The 20,983-nt window shown below is 40.3% G+C and carries 24 protein-coding genes; 15 read left to right on the forward strand and 9 right to left on the reverse strand.

What is annotated here, in order from left to right; translation table 11 throughout:
- Window positions 1-12: 12 nt before the first annotated feature.
- From H5200_RS05910 to H5200_RS05935, 7 genes are all read left to right on the forward strand, one after another.
- On the forward strand, window positions 13-888 hold the full coding sequence (locus H5200_RS05910; RefSeq protein ID WP_182761139.1) for a LysR family transcriptional regulator: 876 nt from the start codon (window positions 13-15) through the stop codon (window positions 886-888).
- Window positions 889-1,010: 122 nt separating this feature from the next.
- Complete coding sequence (gene dgcN, locus H5200_RS05915) at window positions 1,011-2,006, forward strand: N-acetyltransferase DgcN (RefSeq protein ID WP_182761140.1); 996 nt, start codon at window positions 1,011-1,013, stop codon at window positions 2,004-2,006.
- Window positions 2,006-3,055, forward strand: a complete 1,050-nt coding sequence (gene dgcA, locus H5200_RS05920; RefSeq protein WP_182761141.1) for an N-acetyl-D-Glu racemase DgcA — start codon at window positions 2,006-2,008, stop codon at window positions 3,053-3,055. The genes dgcN and dgcA overlap by 1 nt, the downstream gene beginning before the upstream one ends.
- Window positions 3,056-3,266: 211 nt before the next feature.
- Complete coding sequence (locus H5200_RS24335) at window positions 3,267-3,566, forward strand: glutathione S-transferase N-terminal domain-containing protein (protein WP_310737041.1); 300 nt, start codon at window positions 3,267-3,269, stop codon at window positions 3,564-3,566.
- Window positions 3,545-3,748 (forward strand): glutathione binding-like protein, encoded by a 204-nt coding sequence (locus tag H5200_RS24340; protein ID WP_259399406.1) that lies wholly within the window; start codon window positions 3,545-3,547, stop codon window positions 3,746-3,748. The genes H5200_RS24335 and H5200_RS24340 overlap by 22 nt, the downstream gene beginning before the upstream one ends.
- Before the next feature lie 11 nt (window positions 3,749-3,759).
- A complete protein-coding gene (locus H5200_RS05930) occupies window positions 3,760-4,401 on the forward strand; it encodes a glutathione S-transferase family protein (protein WP_182761142.1) in 642 nt (213 codons plus the stop codon).
- A 36-nt stretch (window positions 4,402-4,437) separates the two neighbouring features.
- Window positions 4,438-5,259, forward strand: a complete 822-nt coding sequence (locus tag H5200_RS05935) for an alpha/beta hydrolase-fold protein (protein WP_310737042.1) — start codon at window positions 4,438-4,440, stop codon at window positions 5,257-5,259.
- 80 nt (window positions 5,260-5,339) lie between these two features.
- Here H5200_RS05935 and H5200_RS05940 read toward each other — a convergent pair whose 3' ends face one another.
- From H5200_RS05940 to H5200_RS05955, 4 genes are all read right to left on the reverse strand, one after another.
- On the reverse strand, window positions 5,340-5,549 hold the full coding sequence (locus tag H5200_RS05940) for a cold-shock protein (protein ID WP_016706518.1): 210 nt from the start codon (window positions 5,547-5,549) through the stop codon (window positions 5,340-5,342).
- Between the two features lie 185 nt (window positions 5,550-5,734).
- Window positions 5,735-5,944, reverse strand: coding sequence for a cold-shock protein (locus H5200_RS05945; protein ID WP_149980327.1), 210 nt, complete (start codon window positions 5,942-5,944; stop codon window positions 5,735-5,737).
- A 407-nt stretch (window positions 5,945-6,351) separates the two neighbouring features.
- On the reverse strand, window positions 6,352-6,801 hold the full coding sequence (locus tag H5200_RS05950; protein WP_145238947.1) for a GyrI-like domain-containing protein: 450 nt from the start codon (window positions 6,799-6,801) through the stop codon (window positions 6,352-6,354).
- A gap of 142 nt (window positions 6,802-6,943) precedes the next feature.
- Window positions 6,944-7,813: a LysR family transcriptional regulator gene (locus H5200_RS05955; RefSeq protein WP_182717314.1), complete on the reverse strand. Its 870-nt coding sequence runs from the start codon at window positions 7,811-7,813 to the stop codon at window positions 6,944-6,946.
- Between the two features lie 103 nt (window positions 7,814-7,916).
- On the opposite strand from H5200_RS05955, the gene H5200_RS05960 reads away from it, so the two are divergent.
- The gene (locus H5200_RS05960) at window positions 7,917-8,417 is read left to right on the forward strand and encodes a lactoylglutathione lyase family protein (protein ID WP_149980329.1); all 501 of its coding nucleotides are present in this window, start codon (window positions 7,917-7,919) and stop codon (window positions 8,415-8,417) included.
- A gap of 126 nt (window positions 8,418-8,543) precedes the next feature.
- On the opposite strand, the gene H5200_RS05965 is transcribed toward H5200_RS05960, so the two are convergent.
- The 4 genes from H5200_RS05965 to H5200_RS05980 are packed head-to-tail and all read right to left on the reverse strand — an operon-like array spanning window position 8,544 to window position 11,918.
- Window positions 8,544-9,278 carry a HugZ family protein gene (locus H5200_RS05965; protein WP_182717315.1) on the reverse strand — a complete coding sequence of 245 codons (735 nt, stop codon included), beginning with the start codon at window positions 9,276-9,278 and terminating at the stop codon, window positions 8,544-8,546.
- On the reverse strand, window positions 9,275-10,066 hold the full coding sequence (locus tag H5200_RS05970) for a heme ABC transporter ATP-binding protein (protein WP_259399178.1): 792 nt from the start codon (window positions 10,064-10,066) through the stop codon (window positions 9,275-9,277). The genes H5200_RS05965 and H5200_RS05970 overlap by 4 nt, the downstream gene beginning before the upstream one ends.
- Window positions 10,066-11,112 (reverse strand): iron ABC transporter permease, encoded by a 1,047-nt coding sequence (locus H5200_RS05975; protein WP_182761143.1) that lies wholly within the window; start codon window positions 11,110-11,112, stop codon window positions 10,066-10,068. Before H5200_RS05975 ends, H5200_RS05970 begins: the two co-directional genes overlap by 1 nt.
- Entirely contained in the window at window positions 11,109-11,918 is an 810-nt protein-coding gene (locus tag H5200_RS05980; RefSeq protein ID WP_182717316.1) for a hemin ABC transporter substrate-binding protein, read from the reverse strand. The genes H5200_RS05975 and H5200_RS05980 overlap by 4 nt, the downstream gene beginning before the upstream one ends.
- A gap of 142 nt (window positions 11,919-12,060) precedes the next feature.
- Here H5200_RS05980 and H5200_RS05985 point away from each other — a divergent pair, with 142 nt between their 5' ends.
- The 7 genes from H5200_RS05985 (at window position 12,061) to H5200_RS06015 (ending at window position 19,588) form a co-directional block, all read left to right on the forward strand.
- Complete coding sequence (locus H5200_RS05985; protein ID WP_182761144.1) at window positions 12,061-14,142, forward strand: TonB-dependent hemoglobin/transferrin/lactoferrin family receptor; 2,082 nt, start codon at window positions 12,061-12,063, stop codon at window positions 14,140-14,142.
- Window positions 14,143-14,503: 361 nt separating this feature from the next.
- Window positions 14,504-15,124, forward strand: a complete 621-nt coding sequence (locus H5200_RS05990; RefSeq protein WP_182761145.1) for a fused MFS/spermidine synthase — start codon at window positions 14,504-14,506, stop codon at window positions 15,122-15,124.
- A complete protein-coding gene (locus H5200_RS05995) occupies window positions 15,117-16,001 on the forward strand; it encodes a spermidine synthase (protein WP_182761146.1) in 885 nt (294 codons plus the stop codon). The genes H5200_RS05990 and H5200_RS05995 overlap by 8 nt, the downstream gene beginning before the upstream one ends.
- Before the next feature lie 295 nt (window positions 16,002-16,296).
- Window positions 16,297-16,770 carry a TlpA disulfide reductase family protein gene (locus tag H5200_RS06000; protein WP_182732002.1) on the forward strand — a complete coding sequence of 158 codons (474 nt, stop codon included), beginning with the start codon at window positions 16,297-16,299 and terminating at the stop codon, window positions 16,768-16,770.
- 220 nt (window positions 16,771-16,990) lie between these two features.
- A complete protein-coding gene (locus tag H5200_RS06005) occupies window positions 16,991-17,467 on the forward strand; it encodes a MarR family winged helix-turn-helix transcriptional regulator (protein WP_182761147.1) in 477 nt (158 codons plus the stop codon).
- 3 nt (window positions 17,468-17,470) lie between these two features.
- Window positions 17,471-18,532 carry an HlyD family secretion protein gene (locus H5200_RS06010; protein WP_149980335.1) on the forward strand — a complete coding sequence of 354 codons (1,062 nt, stop codon included), beginning with the start codon at window positions 17,471-17,473 and terminating at the stop codon, window positions 18,530-18,532.
- Window positions 18,533-18,544: 12 nt separating this feature from the next.
- Window positions 18,545-19,588, forward strand: a complete 1,044-nt coding sequence (locus H5200_RS06015) for a DUF2955 domain-containing protein (RefSeq protein ID WP_182761148.1) — start codon at window positions 18,545-18,547, stop codon at window positions 19,586-19,588.
- A gap of 158 nt (window positions 19,589-19,746) precedes the next feature.
- Here H5200_RS06015 and H5200_RS06020 read toward each other — a convergent pair whose 3' ends face one another.
- Window positions 19,747-20,904 (reverse strand): benzoate/H(+) symporter BenE family transporter, encoded by a 1,158-nt coding sequence (locus H5200_RS06020; RefSeq protein ID WP_182717321.1) that lies wholly within the window; start codon window positions 20,902-20,904, stop codon window positions 19,747-19,749.
- Window positions 20,905-20,983: the final 79 nt, after the last annotated feature.

Raw genomic sequence — 20,983 nt, forward strand, 5'->3', positions numbered from 1 at the left:
AGTTGTTGAACTATGCGCTTACGACATATTGAAATATTTCATGCGATTTACACTACTGGCTCAATTACCAACGCAGCAAAAATACTGCATGTTTCTCAACCATCAGTTAGTAAAGTGCTATCACATGCTGAGATGCAATTAGGCTTTAAGTTATTTGAACGAATAAAAGGACGACTGATCCCAACTGATGAAGCAAACATGCTGTTTGATGAAGTAAATAAAATTTATTTACAGATGCGAACGATAAAAAGTACCGCTGAAAACATCAAAAAGTCGGAGTTTGGCAATATTAATCTCAGTGTCACTCCTGCGCTCGGTTTTGAAGCTCTGCCTGGTGCGATTGCTCTGTATCATAGCTGTTACCCCAACGTAAACTTTAATGTGCAAACAGTGCATAATAATGAAGTATTACAAGCCTTACTAGAGCATAAATGCGATATCGCTGTGTTGTTTTCTCCCAGTAATTTGCCCGGTGTAAAGTCCATCGAGTTGGCTCGATCAGAACTTGTTATTGTCTACCCCAAAACTCGTTTCCCTGATGCCCCTGCCCAACTTACTTTTGACGACTTAATCGATTATGAGTTTATAGATATTAGTGATAGTGGCCCATTAGCAAATTTGTTGTGGGGCCGTATGATGGAAGAAAACATCGTATTAAACTCAACTATAAAGGTGCAAACCTACTTTATTGCAGTAAGGCTGGTAGCGCAAGGTGTTGGAATTTGTATTGTTGATAAGTATACGGCAATGGGTAACGTGTCTGATAATGTTGCTATTGCTTCATTTGATCCTCCACTTTATTTTAATGTTAATGCTCTGCACTTAGAAAATAGAACATTATCGAATCCAGCAAGTATCTTTTTAGAGCAATTAACGCTATGTATTTAAAGTGATTTAATTTTTCATATAGCCTAAGGTTATAGGCTTTCTAATTCTTCTTACTATCTTTGTGGTGTTGATCTTATATGCTCAGTGAAACCTTATTATTCTTTGAATCTTAGTGAGCTATTATGAAAATTACCCCTCCTTATTTGTTATTTATTGGTGATGCTACGGATCAGCTATCAATCAAAATGGCGCAAAGTGCTGCATATTGGCGACCTGAATTGTGTATTGGCGAGATGAGTGTAGCTGGATGTAGAGTGACTACTGGGTTAGCGCAGCATACCATTTGCGATGCGGCTAAACTAGGTGCAAAAACATTTGTTTTAGGATTTGCTAATAGCGGTGGAATACTTGATAAAAAATGGTTACCGTATATTTTAGAAGCGCTAGAACATGGTATGGATATTGTTAGTGGTTTGCATGAAAAACTAACCAACATTGATGAAATTATTAACAAAGCCAAACAATGTAATCGCCAGCTTTTTGATATTCGACATCCTACCAGTCAGTTTGCGACAGGTACTGGACGTAAACGTTCTGGGAAACGGTTATTAACAGTTGGTACCGATTGCTCTGTTGGTAAAATGTATACAACATTGAGCCTTGAGCAAGCAATGTCAGAAAAGTGCATGGATGTTAATTTTCGAGCAACTGGGCAGTGTGGTATTTTAGTTGCTGGTACTGGAATTGCAATTGACTGTGTGGTTGCAGATTTTATTTCAGGGGCTGTAGAGACATTATCCCCTGACGCTGATGAACAACATTGGGATGTTATTGAGGGGCAAGGATCATTATCGCACCCTGCATTTGCAGGAGTGAGCTTAGGCCTATTACATGGCTCTCAACCTGATGCTTTGGTTATTTGCCATGCCTTAAACCGTAGCCATATGCGAGGATTACCGAATACTTCTTTTCCAAGTATCGAAACAACAATAGAGCTTAACTTAGCTGCGGCACAACTAACGAACCCAAATGCTCGCATCGTTGGCATTTCAGTTAACACTTCAAGTGTGAGCGCTGCACAAGGGCGGGAAATTTGTGATCAATTGAGCCTACAGCTTGGTTTGCCTTGCGTTGATCCTGTACGTGATGGTACAGCATTAATAGTGGAAAACTTATAATGGCTAACGGTTTCTTACCTGTAACAGAACGGATAGAGCTTGTTAAAGTTTTTCATCAGCCATTACCGTTAAAAGCGATTTTTCGTATCGCTCGCGGTGCAAAAACACAAGCGGATGTTGTTACTGTGTTACTCAGTGACGGCCTGAACTATGGGTGGTCTGAAGCCGTCCCCTATTCTCGTTATAATGAATCGGTGAGCAGTGTGATTTTGCAAATAGAACAGCTTGCAAACTATCAAGGCACTGATTTTGTAAATCACGTGATGAGCATGCCTGCAGGTGCTGCGCGAAATGCATTAGACTGTGCACTATGGGATCTAAAAGCAAAACAACAAAACAAGACCGTCGCAGAGTTATTACAAAAAAATACGACCCCTTGCGTATGTGCGCAAACCTTGAGTATTGATACTCCTCAGGCAATGGCTGATGCAGTAAAAGCCTTGAACAATCCTCCATTAGTGAAGGTGAAGTTAGATAATCAGGATATCCTGAAAAAAATGGCTGCAATATCAAATGCAGCTCCGCACAGCCAGTTTATTGTTGATGCTAATGAAGGCTGGAGTTTTCAAGATCTTGTAAGCTGTTGTGAGCAACTCAAACAATTAAATGTCGTCTTAATTGAACAGCCTTTACCTGTTGGAGAAGATCACAATTTGCTAAATTTTGACTCTCCAATTCCTTTATGTGCAGATGAGTCGTGTCATACTCGTGCTGATTTGCCTTATCTTAAAGGCCGTTATCAGGTAATTAATATTAAGCTAGACAAAACCGGGGGGCTCACTGAGGCTAATAATTTAGCAAAAGAGGCTAAGCAGCATGGCTTTGAGCTAATGTTAGGTTGTATGGTGGGTAGCTCTTTAGCTATGGCCCCGTTATCACTCTTGAGCGGCGAAGCAAAATATGTTGATTTAGATGGCCCGCTGTTAATAAAAACGGATCGAGCCGGTGGTTTTGAATTTAATGCAGGTATTATGCAGCCGTTAAATCTTCAATTATGGGGAGGAAAAAACAATAAAACATTAGATTCAATATTAAGCCAGATGAAATAATTTTTTAAACTGTAAAGGGACTTTACAGTTTAATTATTCCTCTCGAAGTACTGCAACTTCACTTCAATAAGATATTCTGAATATATGTTAATTCGCGTAGAAATTGCATGAATTAAACCTAAGTGTGGGAATAACAAATAAGTTTAGCTATGTATTAAATAGCGTTGTTTATATATGCTACTGTTCTCAGTTAACGCTAAGGAAGCAATTAGTGTACAAACTATTTTATTACCCGCTCAACGCCAGTATGGCGCCGCACTTTATTCTTGAAGAACTGCAAACCGATTTTGAATTAATTTTAGTGGATAGAAAAAACGAGGCTCATAAAGCAGCCAGTTATTTATCCTTGAACCCCGCTGGGCGAATACCTACATTATTGGACGCTCAACAAGTCGTTTTTGAAAGTGCCGCTATCTGTATTCATCTTGCTGAAGCACATCCTGCTAAGATGCTTATTCCGCAAATAGATTTGCTTTACTGGATGCCCAGCTGGAAAATCAAACATTCTTAGTTGGTGAGCAACTTAGCATCTGCGACTTTTACTTGTTTATGCTTGCGATATGGGCGGATGAACTAAAACAGCCACCGCTTTCTTTTGAGTACCTCAACAAGTATTTACGTCGCTTAGCTAAGCGAGAGTCGATTATTAACGTGTGTAAAAAAGAAAATCTCAGTTTGGTTGATTATCAATAATAGGAAGTACAATGAAAGTTTATGGAAGAACAACCTCGTTTAACGTGCAAAAAGTACTCTGGTTTCTGGATGAGCTGGGCGTGAGTTACCAACATATTGAAGTGGGTGGTCGTTTCTGTGGCCTGCAAAGCGATGACTTTTCAGCCTTGAACCCGCTGCAAAAAGTACCGGTACTGGTTGATGGCGATAATGTTGTTTGGGAGTCGCACAGTGTACTACGCTATTTGGCGGCAAGTTATGGCACTACAGACTGGTATTATGCATCGCCCTATCAGCGTTCGTTATATGAGCGCTGGATGGATTGGTCTCAGGTGATTTTTCAACCCGCTTTTATGGCCACATTTTGGGGCTATTACCGTAAAAGGCAAAACAACCGTTGTATGGAGCAAATCACACGGGACATACAAGAGTGCGAGCAATGCTTACAGATAATTGAACAGCAGCTAAGCCATGCCCCCTATCTTGCCGGTGGTAAAATGACCCTGGCTGATATTTGTGTGGGAGCCATTTTACATCGCCTAACATCTCAGGGGTTAGCAATAACATTGCCGGAGCGAGTGACTCAGTGGTTTGAGTTACTAAAAACCAGAGCTGGCTATCAAAAATGGATTATGAGTGATTTTACTGAGCTCCAAGGGCGTGAAGACTTTTAATTTTGTTTTAACGCTTTTAACTAAACAAGGATTATAGTGAAATATTTATTATTAGCTGCGATGCTACTTATCACTTTTAGTAGCGCGGCCGAACAGGCATTTGAAATACCCAGAAGCTCGGTGGTTAAACTTATCGATCAGCAAAGCAAGCTGAGCTATCCAGTATTTATAAAGCTCCCGCGAAGCTACAGTCGAAATAAGGATAAAACATACCCTGTTGTTTACTTGCTCGATGGCTCGTATGCGTTTCAAGTGGCATCGGGAGCGACACGTTTTCCTATGAACAGCGGTAAAATGGATGAAGCAATACTCGTTGCCATTGGTTATTCGCAAGGATCTAAAGGCTCATCAAGCCGAATACGTGATTTCACCCCAAGTAAAGCCAAAGATTGGCAGTTAGAGACCGGTAAAGCCGCGCAACATATCGATTTTATAGCTGATGTGGTGTTTGAACATATGAAAGCTAACTACCGAATAAAGCCAAAGCAACGTACTTTAGTGGGAAATTCTCTTGGCGGTTTATTTGCCGCTTATGTGCTTTTTACTCAGCCTAATATGTTTGAAAGTTACATTATCGGTAGCCCGTCGGTGTGGTTTGATAATGAGAGCATACTATCTCAGCCGATTACTAAAGCTAAGCAAAACGTTAGGGTTTACTTATCGGTAGGTAGTAAAGAGACACCTGTATTTGGCGAAGGGCAAGATATGGTAACGGGAGCGAACAAGCTTGCTGACAAAATACGGCAAAGTAATGATCAGCAGGTGCAATTGCAGTTTTCTATAATAGATGGCGCAAAACATGCGACGGCATTTCCAACCACGCTGATCCAAGGTTTAGATTGGCTTTATGCAAAATAGCGCAGACATTAAAAAGCCCACTGATAAATTAATATCAGTGGGCTTTTAATACGTTAAAACGTATTAACTAAAACAATCGTTTAGATACAAACGATGTTTTCAGCTTGTGGGCCTTTTTGACCTTGAGTAACAGTAAACTGTACACGTTGGCCTTCAGCTAGAGTTTTGAAGCCGTCACCGCTGATAGCGCTGAAATGAGCGAAAACGTCAGGACCTGACTCTTGCTCGATAAAACCAAAACCTTTAGCTTCGTTGAAAAATTTAACTGTACCAGTTGTAGTAGTAGACATAATAGATATCCTAGATATTAATAAAAGTGTGCCTAAAATCAGGCGGTTTAGCTGAAAAAACAAGTATTTAACTGAGGATAACGCGATGAATTATTACTAATAACAACGTGGTACGTACAAATAAACAGAATTTCTTTCAAACTTATAGTGCATTAACGGGTTATCACTAACCCATTAATTAAAAATTAGATGCAAACGATATTTTCAGCTTGCGGGCCTTTTTGACCTTGAGTAACAGTAAACTGTACACGTTGGCCTTCAGCTAGAGTCTTAAAGCCATCGCTTGAGATTGCGCTGAAATGAGCAAAAACGTCAGGGCCTGACTCTTGTTCAATAAAACCAAAACCTTTAGCTTCGTTAAACCATTTTACTGAACCAGTTGTTGTAGTAGACATAATAGAATCCTAAGAATTTATAAAAGTTCGCCTTAATGTAGGCAATTTAACAGGAAGAAAACAAGCATTTAACTGAGGATAGCGCGAAGGATTATTACTAATAACAACGTGGTACTTACAAATAAACAGGGCTTTCTATCAACCCGATGCAGAGCAGGATAACAGTAACTTAAACCATATAACAAGCTTTATTTACTTTTCTTTTTAAAGCCAAGTTAATTTTGTGAACATATATTGATTAAATAAGAACAGTCGTAGCCATGCTTACCGTCTCTGCATTCGCTTTGTTAAAGTGATCTAGGTATGGAGTGTAGACTTATTTTTAATTGGGGAAGTGCGAAATCCCACACTCCCCCCCACGAAAAAAAGGAACTCAGCGCTCATTTGAACAGCGACAGACTCCTTATTTATTCAGCAATTGCGATCGCTATTTCTACTTCAGTTGCGGTTTTATAATATTCATAGTCGCTGGTATAAGTACGAGTGTAACGACAATCATCTGAGCTAAAGTATTGCCAAATTTCACCCCATAAATCAATTATAGCGTCGGGCATTTCGCCTTCGCCACTAAAGACTAAATAACTCCCTGCGTGCGTTGTAACTGTTACTGAATCACGAAGGTTAATTGATTGCTCATCGCTACAGGCAATGACATCAAAATCACCGGTCACATCGCTCTCGTAGTTAGTGTAAACACCAAAGACTTTACTGTCTTTTGTGAGTTTTGAGGTATATTTTTCGCCAAATTTTTGCCAAAGCTCAGCTATCTTTGCTGTGCCAGTATTCATTTCATTGGCATTGCATGTTCTTACTTTTAAGCCGGTTAAGGTCTTACTTGCTAGCTGTTTTACTTCCATTGAGACTATCCTTTAGCATTAATACTCAGTATTAACTTAACAGAAAAAGCATGAAGTATTTAATAAATACGCTATAAAAAAGGTTTATTTTTTGTTGGTGATTAAACCTTTTGTTGCAACGACTTCACTTTTTTGAAAACAGTTACAGCCCAGCTTTGATCACCTCGATCACTTTACTCATTCGTTTTGCCAAAGGCCGATTACGGTGATAACACACATAAATAGATTCGCTGATCGGGTGCTGTAATGGATGGACGTTAATCAACTGTGGTTTACTAAATGCACTCACAGCATGTGCTGGTAGCACAGTAAAACCTAGACCAAGGCTGACAGGTTCAAGAATTAAATTAATTTGGTTTGAAAAACCAGAGCGCTTTATTTGCTCAAGGTGTTCAAATTCCGCGTAGTTTTCGCTTAATAATAATTGCGCATGATGCTTTGCATCAGGGTGAGCAATGAAGCCAAGTTCGCATAAGTTTTGCCAGCTTGGAGTTTGGTAATCGATTGGTGTAATTAATAATAGTGCATCTTGGCCGATTTTATGGCTGGTAACCTCGCTGAGTGTTGGGGCTTGAGTTAAAAAACCAATATCAGCATTGTGATTAGCAACGGCCTGTTCCACGCTTTCGTTTGGGGCAAAGCGATAATCAATAGTGAGTGCTTTATGTTGCCCTTGTAAATCAAGTAATTGATTATAAAACTTAAGCCCGCAACTGCCTGGTGATTGAATCTTTATATTGCCACTGTAGGGTGAGTCGTCATGCAGTTGTTGCTCTAAAAACTGCCACTCTTTTAGTAACTGACTTCCTTTTTGATATAAGCCTTGCCCTTGTGCGGTAAGGGTAAACTGCTTGCCATGGCGTTCAAGCAATGCGCAATTAACCTGCTGCTCTAACTTTTTAATGTGTTGGCTTACGCCTGACTGGGTCATATAAAGGCGTTCTGCAGTTTGGGTAAAGTGATTTACTTCCACTAAGGTGCAAAAGGTATGTAACCATGTAGGATTTATCATTATAAAACGTACTCAAAATGATGATTAATGATAATTTTACTTAATACAGGTCGGTTCGTAAACTAACTCCATCAACTAAGCATAGTTAAACAGGAGCATTATTATGAGTCATACCTATCCACGTAGTTTTTCGCACATTGGAATTTCGGTCCCCGATGTTGAAAAAGCCGTTGAGTTTTACACCAAAGTAATGGGTTGGTACACCATTATGGAGCCGACTTTAATTACCGAAGACAAAAGCCCAATAGGCGAAATGTGTACTGAAGTATTTGGTGAACAATGGGAAAAATTTAAAATAGCGCACCTTTCAACAGGTGATCGTATTGGTGTAGAAATTTTTGAGTTTAAAAATCAAGAAAACCCAGCTGACAACTTTGAATACTGGAAAACCGGTATATTTCATTTTTGTGTTCAAGATCCAGATGTAGAAGGCCTTGCTGAGCGTATTGTTGAAGCTGGCGGTAAAAAGCGTATGGAAGCACCCCGTTACTACTATCCAGGTGAAAAACCGTATCGCATGATCTACATGGAAGACCCGTTTGGTAACATTCTCGAGATTTACAGCCACAGTTATGAGCTTATTTACAGCGCAGGTGCATACTAAATTAATTGGCATCAGTGTTAAATTGTAACAGCCGCAGCTTAGTTACTGCGGCCTCTGATACCGAAAATGCACTACTGGGTTAGTAGTGCTAAGCGTTATAACCACACATGTGATTCATTTGTTTTCTTATGCTGGCTCTTCTATGCTATTGCGAGCATTTGTGGTTAAGGCAACAAGCGCTTTTCGCACTGCTTGTGGTGTCTCGCACACGTTTTCAAAGCTAATAAAATAATTACGTTGTTGGCTTTGAATATAAAACCCCTGTGGCAGTATGCCACTCATAACCGGTGCATTATCTGATACGCAATAATGCTGAGCTAATATTAGCGCCATTGCATTTTGATGATCTTCATTCATGTGGGTGATCATGCTTTGTTCTTGATCTTCGTCCCAGCTTTTAGCAGCGCTTTGCCACTCATCTTTTTCAAGCCAAAATATTTTCCCAAAGCCGCCAATAAAGCGAACTCGCACAACATCTAATTGCCATAATTTAAAGTCGTGGGCGTTCCGATAACTGTCAGCTTCTGGGTATAACGCTATGTATTTGTTAAGCAGTATTTCGGCCTGAGGGCCTGCAACTTCACAACCATCGCCCACCAATGTGACTCGGCCATGCTCGTTTTGGTCGCCACGGTCAGCGGCATCAAAAATAGTTAAGCTCATTCGAGAATCGTGCTTTAAGTTTTTAGTGTGTTGGGCTATATCGCTAATAAAAAAGTAGATGCGGCCTTGCTCATCACACATATAAGGGGTTACCGAACCAAACGGATAACCTCTTAAGTTGTAAGAAATAGTCGACATAACACCAGCATGGGTTTTAAAAACCAGCTTTTGTGCATCGCTTAATGCTTGCTCTCTCATGAAAACTCCTGACGTTGAGAAAAAACCATGGGTGCATTGTTATATGGATGAGAATTAACATGCAGTTTCATGGCGTACATTTGTTGTAAATTAGATTCTGTAAGTACTGTGTTTATTGGCCCGCTATCGAGTATTTTTTGATCGTGTAATAAAATAGCGTCGGTTGCGTAAAGGCTGGCCAAATTTAAATCGTGAATGGCTATAATGGCACTGTTGCCCTGCTCTACAAATGCTTTAACACAACTCAATAGAGCATGTTGATGGCGCATATCTAGTGCTGATGTAGGTTCATCAAGCAGCATCAATTTAGGCTTGGTATGAGTAGAAAAAGCATCTAATTGAGCCAAAGTACGCGCCATATGAACGCGCTGTTGCTCACCGCCTGAAAGCTTACTGACACGGCGGGATAAGTACTGGGTTAAGTCCATGAGTGCGGCATACTTGTGGACTTTTTCAGCTTGCATTTTAAGAGACTCGGCATAGGGGTAGCGTCCCATTGCAATGAGCTCAAATACACTAAAATCAAAGCCAACAAGATTGCTTTGCATCATTACTGCTCGTTGAGTGGCTAAGTGTGCTTGAGACAATGTACTCAGAGGATAATTATTAAACCGTACTTCGCCTTTAAAGTCATAATGCCCGGCTAAAGCATGCAGCAGTGTTGATTTTCCTGCGCCATTTTCGCCTATCAGTGCTACTAGTTGAGCTTTTGCAATGTGCCCACTTATGTTTTTTAAAACACTGTGATTGCCAAAACCAACAGTTAGGTTATTAAAAGTAATCATCATTACCCTCGCTTAGTTTTAATGATCAGATAAATAAACAAAGGTGCGCCAAGTAGCGCGGTAATAATACCAATGGGTAACTCTGCAGGCATAACAACTAAACGTGCTAACCAGTCAGAAAGCAGCAGCACAACAACGCCTAATAACATGCACAGCGGTAACATTTTACGTAAATGCGGGCCAACCATTAAACGGGCAATGTGTGGCACAACTAAGCCAACAAAACCTATCAAGCCAGTAAGTGCTACAACGGCACCAACACCTAATGCCACGAGTATAATTACATACAGTTTAAGCTTGTCTGTGTTGACACCTAAATACTGTGCTTGAGACTCGCCAATCAATAGTAAGTTCATCGGTTCTTTGAGTCGCCACAGACCAAGAATACTCAGTAGCAATAATGGTGTTGCTTGAGTTATGGCATCCCAATTGGCACCACCTAATGAGCCCATCGTCCAGTAGTTAATTAATCTAAGCGCACTATCGTCAGCGAAATAGCTTAATAAGCCAATAACAGCAAAGGATAAAGAATTGATCGCAACCCCCACTAAAATTAGTGTGGTTATATTGACCTGCCTATGCTGCTTAGCAATTAAATACACTAAAGAGGTCACTAACAATGCCCCTAAAAATGCGGCATAAGGTAAATAGTATTGAGCATTAAAATTAAACTGGGCGCTAAATGCTATAAAGGCGACCGCGACCATGGCTGCGCCTGTGCTAATACCAATAATTGATGGATCAGCCAAAGGATTACGACACAAAGCTTGCGTTGCAGCGCCAGTTTGGGCAAGCACTAAGCCAACCAATACAGCTAGTACAAATCGAGGTAGACGTATTTGCGTGACCACATTGATTTGCAGCGCATCAAATTGATTAAAATACTCTGGGGCAATCCATGCGATGGCTAAACGCCAATCCCAGCCTGCGGGGCCATATCCGATGCTCAGTAGTGCTAGAGCAAAAATACACACAGTAATTAGCAGCATCCACTTTTGGTTTGCAGTTATAGAAACAGGCTTAAAACGGCTCAAAGTTAATGTGTTCATAAGGTCGCTTTATAGTCGCTTAATTCTTTAATACCCGTGGCTATGCGCGGCGACATTCCCAGTGATAGCAGGCTATCCATCACCAATAATCGGCACTGCTTTGCAGCTGTTAATAAGCGCAGTGTTGGTTGATTACAAAAAGCCTCTTTACCGCCAAGGCTATAAACAACATGAGCTGGTGCGATTAAAAAATCGGGCTGTTTTACGGCAAGTACTTCGTTATTTATTACTTTAAAACCTTTGTGCGTAGCGCCTAAATTAGTGACTCCAGCATAATCAAGTAATAAGTCAGCAACCGTGTCAGTGCCCGCAGCAACAAGCCCGCGCTCATTAGCTGAGAGTAAAAATAAAGCGCTGTGTGTTTCGTTGCTCGCTTTTGGAGGCAATGAATTTTTTATTTGGGCTACGAGCACTTGGGCTTTGTCGTTCGCATTTAAGTCTTTACCAAGGCGTTTAACAAGATTTAGTAAGTCATTAATTGAGTTGGGTTTTTTATAGTGGATAAGCTCTACACCAGTGGCTTCTATTTGTGCAAGCGCTTGTGCTCGTCCTGCTCCTTCAAGTGCTAAGAGTTTAGTTGGGCGCACCGAAAGTACACCTTCTGCGGCTAAATCACGGTAATAACCAATTTGATCGAGCTGTGTCGCTTGTTTTGGATATAGGCTCGATTGATCCACCGCGACAAGGGTATTTTGCTTATCTAAGGCAAAAATAATTTCAGTTAATGTACCGCCAGCACTCACTATACGCTCCTGCGCGCTTAGGGGGTGAACAGTCAATAAAATCAATATAAAAAGGTATCTCATAAAAAACTCCAATTATTATTTTCGATTATTATACTCAACTAAATGCAAATGAAAATGATTATCATAAATAATTGATCTTGTTTTTAGTTAGTTGTAACATCCCTTTCCTACTAAATAACAACAATTATCATTTGGAGTTAATGTGAATTTTCCTTCTTTTCAACTTACTGCTTTAGCAACGTTACTACTTGGTTCGGGCTCTGCCATTGCCGAGGAGATAATTGGTGAGCATATTGTTGTCAGCGGTTCTCGGTTTGAACAAAAACTTGAAGACGTAACAGGCTCTGTAACTGTGATTACAGGGCAAGACATAGAACGTAAATTGGCTGTTGATTTACAAACAATGTTTCGTTATGACCCCAGTATATCAAGCACGGGCAGTGGTTCTGCGGCTCAAACGCTTTCAATTAGAGGAGTCGGTGGTAACCGCGTGGTGTTTATTAAAGATGGCCGTCGAACTAACGATGGTTATGCTGGCGGAGATGGCTATTTGGTTGGTCGTAGCTATTTTGATGTCGCTGGGATAAAGCAAGTTGAAGTCGCCAAGGGAGCCGCGTCTTCATTGTATGGTTCAGATGCACTGGGTGGTATTGTGTTTATCACCACTAAAGATCCGAGCGATTATTTATTAAACGAAAATAGTTTTGCTCAAGTGGCGCTTGGATATCAAGGTCAGAGTAATCAAATGTCGGTAGATATTACTGCGGCTAAAAATTTGGGAGATTTAGGTGTTAGTGCCGTTTATAGCCACCGAGATAACGAAGAAGTACAAAACTTTACTGAAAACCTACCTGGTTATGATGCTAAATCAGATTCGTTATTGGTTAAACTAGAGCAGCAACTTGATGAAAAGCGCACGTTAAAATACACCTTAGATTATTTTAATCAAACTACTGAACAAGTAATCACCAAAGCGAGCCAAGAAACTAAAGACGAAAATACTAATTGGTCGCTAGCACTGGATTACGACTCAAAAGCGGCCACAGCAGCGTTTGATCAATGGCATTGGCAAGTATCGTTTAGTCGTTATGAGCAGCAAAGTGATCAAATTAGTGCTACAGCAGCGCATACCGATTACAACAACTATGGCTTTGAACAAGATATTTTAGGGTTAAGGGCTGTATTTAATAAAAAAATAACCTTACAAGATGCGACCCACAACTTTGTTTATGGTGCTGACGTAGATATATACGATACAACACGTCCACGTTATAAAACACGCTTATTGGCTGATGGAACAGTCGATTTTACAGATCAAAAACAAAAAGCTTTTCCTGGCGCTGATACCTCTTTAGTGGGCGTTTTTATGCAAGACAATATTAAATTTGCAAATAGCGCGTGGTCTTTGATTGCAGGTGTACGCTTTGATTATTATTCATTAGCAGCTAAAGATGATGAGCTTTATAGCGATGCTGAGCTTGATGACATTACCGAATCTGCGTTTTCACCAAAACTTGGGATGATTTATCAAGTTAATGATAATTTATCTTGGTATGGGCAATATGTACGTGGTTTTAAAATTCCCCCGCATGATCAAGCGTATCAAAGCCATGGTGTTGAACCATTTTATCAAATATTACCAAACGCAGATTTAGCACCCGAAAGCAGCGACTCATATGAGCTTGGCATGCGCTTTTCTGGTAATGATATCAACGTTACTTTAAGCGCATTTTACGCCGCTTATGATGACTTTATTGATGTTGCAATTGCAGGTGTTGAGCCAACGTTCATACCGAATGTAAATAAAACTTTTTACCAATACCAAAATATTAGTGAAACACAGATCAGCGGAGTTGAAGCGAGCTTGTTGATGCATGTAAGCGATAATGTTTTAGTTGAGGCAAATGTTGCATATGTTGAAGGCGAAAACAAAGAAACAGACGAGCCGTTAACCAGTATCAGTCCATTTAACGGTTCAATACAGTTAACAACAGCACTTGGCGATATTGATTGGACCGCAGCATGGCGCTTTGCTAAATCACAGTCTGATGTAGTGCGAGATGCAAGTGGTGATAAAACAACGCAAGGATATGGTTACGGTATTGTGGATTTATACGCAAGTTATGAATGGCAAACATGGCAGCTAAATGTGGGCGTAATTAACCTGCTAGATAAAAAATATGTACCCTTTGAACTGATTGCAGGGCAATCTCAGGGGGCTGATTTTAGCCAATATACTCAGCCCGGGCGTAACTTTTCTGCCCGCGTAAGTTATCAGTTTTAAAAGGTAATCAACGCTGCGCATAAGTGCAGCGTTTTAACCTTACTGCTTTTTTACTTATTCATTGAGCCTTTGCCTAGATGATATAGAAGAGTCGTGATTTTAAAGTTAATAAAGGCTGTAAAGGGGGTTAACAGTTACTAAATAATATGCATCATATTTGCGCATTAATACTTTTGCAGGCTAGTGAAATTAATCCCTATTCTCTGATGGCTGACTTTATGTTGCCCCATAACTAAAGTGAGACTGTCTTGGTTTATAAAAGTAGCTTTGAGTTATGTTGACTCGATTAATTATTACACTGGCGGCTATGTTTACATCACGTTAGTATAGTGCTTCAAATAAGTTACAAAATGATAATTACATGACTTTAAAAACCAATGCTTTAATTTATTTTTTAGCCTTTAGTAGCGGCTTTAGTATTATGGGAATAGAACTACTTGGCGGGCGAATTTTAGCGCCTTTTTTTGGTAGTAGTGTGCATATTTGGGGCAGTATTATTACTGTGTTTATGCTCAGCTTATCGTTTGGCTATTTATTGGGAGGAAAGCTTTCAATTCGCCAGCCTTCGTTAACCAAATACGGTTTAATATTTTTAGTTGCCAGTATTATGGTGCTGCCCATTGCATTATTTGCCCAGCCAATTATGGCGTATATTTTTTCTCACATAGAAGACAGCCGTTATGGCTCGTTATTGGCCTCTACAGCGTTGTTTTTTGTCCCTACTATTATTTTAGGCATGATTTCGCCTTACTCTGTGCGTTTATTAGTGACCGATAGCGAGCACAGTGGCCAAGTCGCTGGCGGCTTGTATTTTGTCAGCACCTTAGGCAGTGCCTTAGGGACTATTATTACCTCGTTTTACATGGTGCTAGCGTTTGATGTGAATACCATTATTTTGGGTTTCTCGACGACATTAGGGCTATTAGGTTTATTGGCAATTGGCGTAAATCAATTAGCTAACAAGGAGAAACACAATGTTTAAGTATTTGCTCGTGAGCTTACTGTTAATTGGGTTTAGCAGCCAAGCTAAGGTGATCCATCAAGAGCGGTCGCTTTATCGTAATATTTTAGTTGAAGAGACCGGCGATTTACGCTGTTTAAAGTTTGACGAAAAAGCCCGTAAAAGCAGTCAAAGTTGCATATATAAAAGCAACCCACAAAAGCTAGTGTTTAATTATACCAAACTCACTTTTGCTAGTTTACTACTGATAGACAATCCAAAAAATGTACTCATTATCGGGCTTGGCGGCGGCACCTTATCAAATGTGATCAGCGAGCTATATCCTGACGCAATGATTGAAAATGTTGAAATTGATCCCGCAGTTATAAAAGTGGCGCGTGATTATTTTGCTTTTAAAGAGAACGATAAAGTTACTTCGAAAGTACAAGATGGGCGTATTTTTATTAAACGCGCAGCAATCCAACAAGCCAAGTATGACTGGATTATTCTTGATGCATTTAATGGTGATTACATCCCTGAGCATTTACTTACTAAAGAGTTTTTTGCGGAAGTGAAAAGTGTACTGGCTGATGGTGGCGTAGTAGCGGCAAATACCTTTTCATCAAGCAAACTTTATGAGCATGAATCTGCCACTTATGAAGCGGTATTTGGTGACTTTATTAATGTGAGCACTGAGAAAAATAGTAATCGAATTATTTTAGCTGGCTTTAATAAATTTCCAAGTCCTGTGCAGCTAGCACAGCGAATAGAAAAGCTAACCCCGTTATTAGCCCCCTATCGCGTTGATATCAAAGCGGTGAGCGAAGGGATGATTTCGACCAAAGATAATAAAGACTGGCCTAGCGATACAAAAGTACTCACTGATCAGTACTCACCCGCAAACTTACTCAATTTCTAAAGTTTACGGCCATTTGTTACTACACTTAGGCCAGCTTGCTGGCCATCAAAGCTAACTGCTAATTCCCCCTTTTTAAGTTAATACCCGATTAAATTTCTAATCGAGTCTTCCCTCATAGATTAGTTTAAGGTTCCTGCTGCTGCACTGATAGATAGTGTGCTTTGAGCGAAAGTTATAGTTAGGCTTGTCTTAAGTATTTCTTAAGAATTGCCTGCTATTGTTAAACTAATTATTTTTCTAGGTATTTTTAGGGGCTTAAAAAGTGGTGATTATTTCTCGGTCTGTATCACGGTTTATGCTTGTGACGGCACTTTTTACTGCTATGGCGAGTGCGCCAGTGTTAAGTAAAGAAACCGTTGTGCCAGTTATCTCCAGTCAGCAACAACTAACCGATAAGTTAGCAGAGCTTAAAGGCCAAGTGGTATTTTTAGATTTTTGGGCTTCGTGGTGTACACCTTGTCGTAAGTCTTTTCCTTGGCTTAATGAAATGCAAACAAAATACCAATCGCAAGGCTTTACGGTGTTGGCAGTTAACTTAGATGTTGAGCATCAAGATGCGGTTGATTTTTTAGCACACACTCCTGCTGATTTTCCCATTATTTATGATCCTGATGCACTAATAGGCAAACAATTCGATTTACTCGGTATGCCAAGTAGTTATGTGTATGGCCGTGATGGCAAAATAAAATATCGCCATATTGGCTTTAAGAACAGTAAAAAAGCGCAATATGAGCAAGAAATAACTCAGTTATTAGCCGTTCAGCCTTAAGAAGAGGTAACGATGAAAAAATTAATAAAATAGCCTCCTTATAATGTTACTTGGTTCACAATTCCTCCCCCATTGGATTATTCGCTAATTTGCTCAACACAGTGATATTAAATCGTTTTTAAAGCCCTCTTTGCCATTATTTTTTTAGAGCGTTTCAATATTTACTTAGCATGCTAAGTAATGTTAAACTAGTTAGCATGCTAAGTAACTAGGTACTATTATGATTTCATCACCTCCTTTTCATGAAACTTTAGATTTAAGTTTATGCGGTAGCATGGGGCGCGTTTTCCGACTCTGTCGCAATGCCGTTACTCTCGCTGTTGAGCCTTTAGGGTTAACACAATCTCGTTGGACTGCGATGATCCATATCCATCATTTAAAACAAGGTGTTACACAACAAGAACTGGCTAGCAGTTTGGGGATTGAAATGCCTTCGCTAACGCGAACAATTAAACAGTTAGAGCAACAAGCGATTATTGTTCGTCGCATTGATAGCGATGATAAACGTAGTCGTAAAATCTATTTTACTGAGCAAGGATTACTATTATTAGATGCGCTCAGAGATATTATGGCTGAGGTTAAAACACAACTTTATGCAGAACTTACAACGCAGCAGCTTGATACTATGGCCTATGGTTTAGTGCAAATGGAAGCCAATGCTCGACGTTGTATTAGCCACTTTTCTGGAGAGAAATAATTCATGACACCGGATCAAAAATTTGCCCGCTATGTAAAAATATCATTAGTTGGGTTTATTTTATTGTTCGCTTACTTTGTCGTTGCCGATATGTTTTTACCGGTTACTCCGCAAGCGCGCGTATATCACCCTGTAGTGCAAGTAACGCCACAAGTGAGTGGCCGCGTGAACCAAGTATTGGTGAATAATAATCAAGCGATTAAAACGGGTGAAGCGCTATTTTTAATAGAAGCAGCTCCTTTTAAATTAGCACTAGAGCAAGCACAACTGGCTTATGCTGATGCGCAGTTGCAAAACCAGCGCTTAGACAGCAGTGTTAAAGCGATACAGGCTCAGCTAGCCGCTGGAAATGCCAAGCTGCATGAGCAACAGTTGTTATTTGATCGCAGTGAATCGTTATTGAAAAAACGGTCTATCTCGGAGCAAGAGTACGAAACAATTAGCGCTAATTATCAATCAAGTAAAGCGAATGTCGCAGCTATTGAAGCACAGTTAACCGAGGCAAAACTGGCACGAGGGCAATTAGGCGAAGACAACCTAGCATTACGCCATGCGCAAAACCAACTGGCACAAGCGAAACTCAATTTATCATACAGCATAGTGACTGCTGATGCTGATGGTAAAGTCGCAAACTTGCAAGTAAGCACCGGAACATTTGCTAATAAAGGTCAACCGATGTTAGCTGTTGTGGCCAATAAAGCTGATTTAGTGGCTGATTTTCGTGAAAAGTCGTTAGTTAATATTAAAGTGGGCAGCAAAGCAAAAGTAACGTTTGATGCTCTGCCAGGCCAAGTATTTGCTGCTACAGTGAATTCTTTTGAAGCTGGCGTAAGTAATGGGCAGCTCAATGCTAATGGCTTATTAAGCAGTACTGAAAGCAGTAATCGCTGGGTTCGTGATGCGCAGCGCCAACGTATTCACATTGATTTAGAGCAAGCACAGCTATTAAGTAAACTACCTAGTGGTGCTCGTGCAACAGTGCAGCTACTGCCTGAGTCAGTAATTGGGCAATGGTTTGGTGTCATGCAAATTCGCTTTATCAGTTTACTGCATTACATTTACTAATAAGGCTTTATTATGTCTGCATCAGTCCCTGTAAAACTAGACCAGAATGGCCTTCGGCAAGCGTTGCGTATCGCTGGCGGCAGCGCGTTGGGATTTAGTTTATGTAAATTGATGAATTGGCCAAATGGTATTTTCTTCACCGTTTATCCTATGTTGATATTAGGATTAGTGCCGATTTTAAATGCACATATCATTCGTCAGTTTTTTGCCAGCGCGGCATTTAGTGGGTTATTTGTATTAATAGTACAGGGGTTATTTTCTCATTTACCAGTGGCGATGACCTTGCTGTGCTTTTTAGCGTTTGCATTTTTGTTTTATCAAATGAGCTGCGGTGCTAACTTTTTGTTTGGTGCTTTAAGTGTCGTTAGTTTATCTATTCAACTGCACTTTTCTAGTTATGTTGGTAATGGCACAAGTATTTATCCGTTGATCATCAGCAATGGTTTAGCAGTCGTAGTGACCGTGTTAGCGGCGGTATTAATGCACTTTGTATTTCCTGATGTTGCACCACGCCAAGGTCGGGTGATGCCAACAAAAGCAAAAGAGAGTATTCGCCACGAAGTACTGTTGTGCGCTACGGTTGCTACACTGTCGTTTGTGATTTTTCAGGTATTTGATTTACAAGATTCAATTTCAGCACAAGCGGCATCGATCTTAATTTTGTTTCCATTGTGCTGGAAAGCCGCTGGCATGGCTGGTTGGCAACGAGCAATTGGCACATTAATTGGTTGTAATTTAGCGTTAGTATCGCAGCTGTTTTTGTATAATCACACCGATATTCTGATTTTTCCGGCGCTGATCTTGTGGGTTTTAACCTTTATATTTAGCCGTTATCATATTTTAGGTGGCGGTATCCCTGGTGTTGGATTTGGGGTTATTACCACATTTGGAATTTTATTTGGTCAGTCTCTCGGACCTGGGCAAGACTTGGTTTACAGTGCGCTTTATCGGTTTTCGTCTGTATCGGTTGCGATAATCGTGAGTTTATGTGCGGTGTATATTATGCATCATATTCTTAACCGGTTTAGTGTCACCCGTCATCATACTTTCGACTAATATAATAACCGCCTTAGTCAGTTCCTTATGCACTAGGGCGGTTATTACTTTGTTATACTAACAGTGTTTAAATAATGATCACTTTAGGCGTGAGTTTATAAACCACTAATTAACACAATCGCTACTCAACGATGCGTTAAGCTGATTTATTGCGAGTGTTATTTTCGCGGGATCAACCATAAAGTCAGCGCGCCTAACAATATCCCCCAAAATGCCGAGCCAATAGAAAATAAAGTAAGATCAGAGGCGGTGACCAAAAAAGTGATCATTGCCGCTTCAGTGTAGTAACTATCAGACAAAGCTTGCTGTAAGCTCGAGGCAATGGTGGTGAATAAAGCAATCCCCGCCAAGGCTAAAATAAGTGCTTGTGGCAAACTTGCCACTAAACCCACTAGAGTCGCTGCTCCAATCGCCATCAGGATATAAAAGCCACCGCCCGCGATACTTGCCCAGTAACGCTTTTTAGGGTCGCTGTCGGCATCTTCACTCATGCAAATTGCCGCAGTAATAGCTGCTAAATTAATGGCGTAACCACCAAAGGGGGCAATAAGGATATTACTAAAACCAGTGACATTGAGCGCTGCAGAGATGGGGGCTGGGTAATTATGTGCTTTTAACACTGCAATGCCTGGCAAGTTTTGTGAAGTCATAGTGACGATATAAAGCGGAATACCTACGCTGATCATCGCTTGTAAATTAAATTCAGGAGCGATAAACGCAAACTCGCTCATTTTCCATTGCCAACTGCTGGTATCTATTTGTCCTGTAACGCCTGCCATTACAAACCCGGCAATCAGTACTATAAGCATTGAAAAACGTGGCATTAAACGCTTACAGACTAAATAAACCAGCACCATCGCACCAATTAGCAATGGTTTTTCACCCATAAAGTTAAATACATCTATGCCAAAAGTCACTAAAACACCGCCAAGCATTGCACAGGCAATTTGACTCGGGATACGTTGCATTATTTTTTCAAACCAGCCAGTGATCCCTGAAATAAATACCAGTAAAGCACTGAACATAAATGCGCCTACAGCTTGATTTAAACTATAACCTTGGGCACTGGTAATGAGTAAAGCGGCACCGGTTGTTGACCAGGCAATTAAAATTGGGATTTTATAGTAGTACGATAAGCCAATTGAAGTGACACCCATCGCAAGACCTAACATAAGTACCCAACTTGCAACGAGCTCCGCTGTGCCACCTAGCACAATAACGACTTGGTAAATAAGTGCGATAGAGCTGGTAAAACCGATGATCACCGCAACTAAGCCCGCAGTTAAACGGTTTAATAGTTGATTTGATAGTTGCATGTGGTTCCTAAATCGTTGAATTCAATCGTTCTATTTATACACAAATATTACTTTGATGCTAGGGCGTGTTTATCTTTCA

It is taken from the genome of Pseudoalteromonas sp. SG43-7 (genome assembly GCF_014164295.1).
GTDB classification, from domain to species: domain Bacteria; phylum Pseudomonadota; class Gammaproteobacteria; order Enterobacterales; family Alteromonadaceae; genus Pseudoalteromonas; species Pseudoalteromonas rhizosphaerae.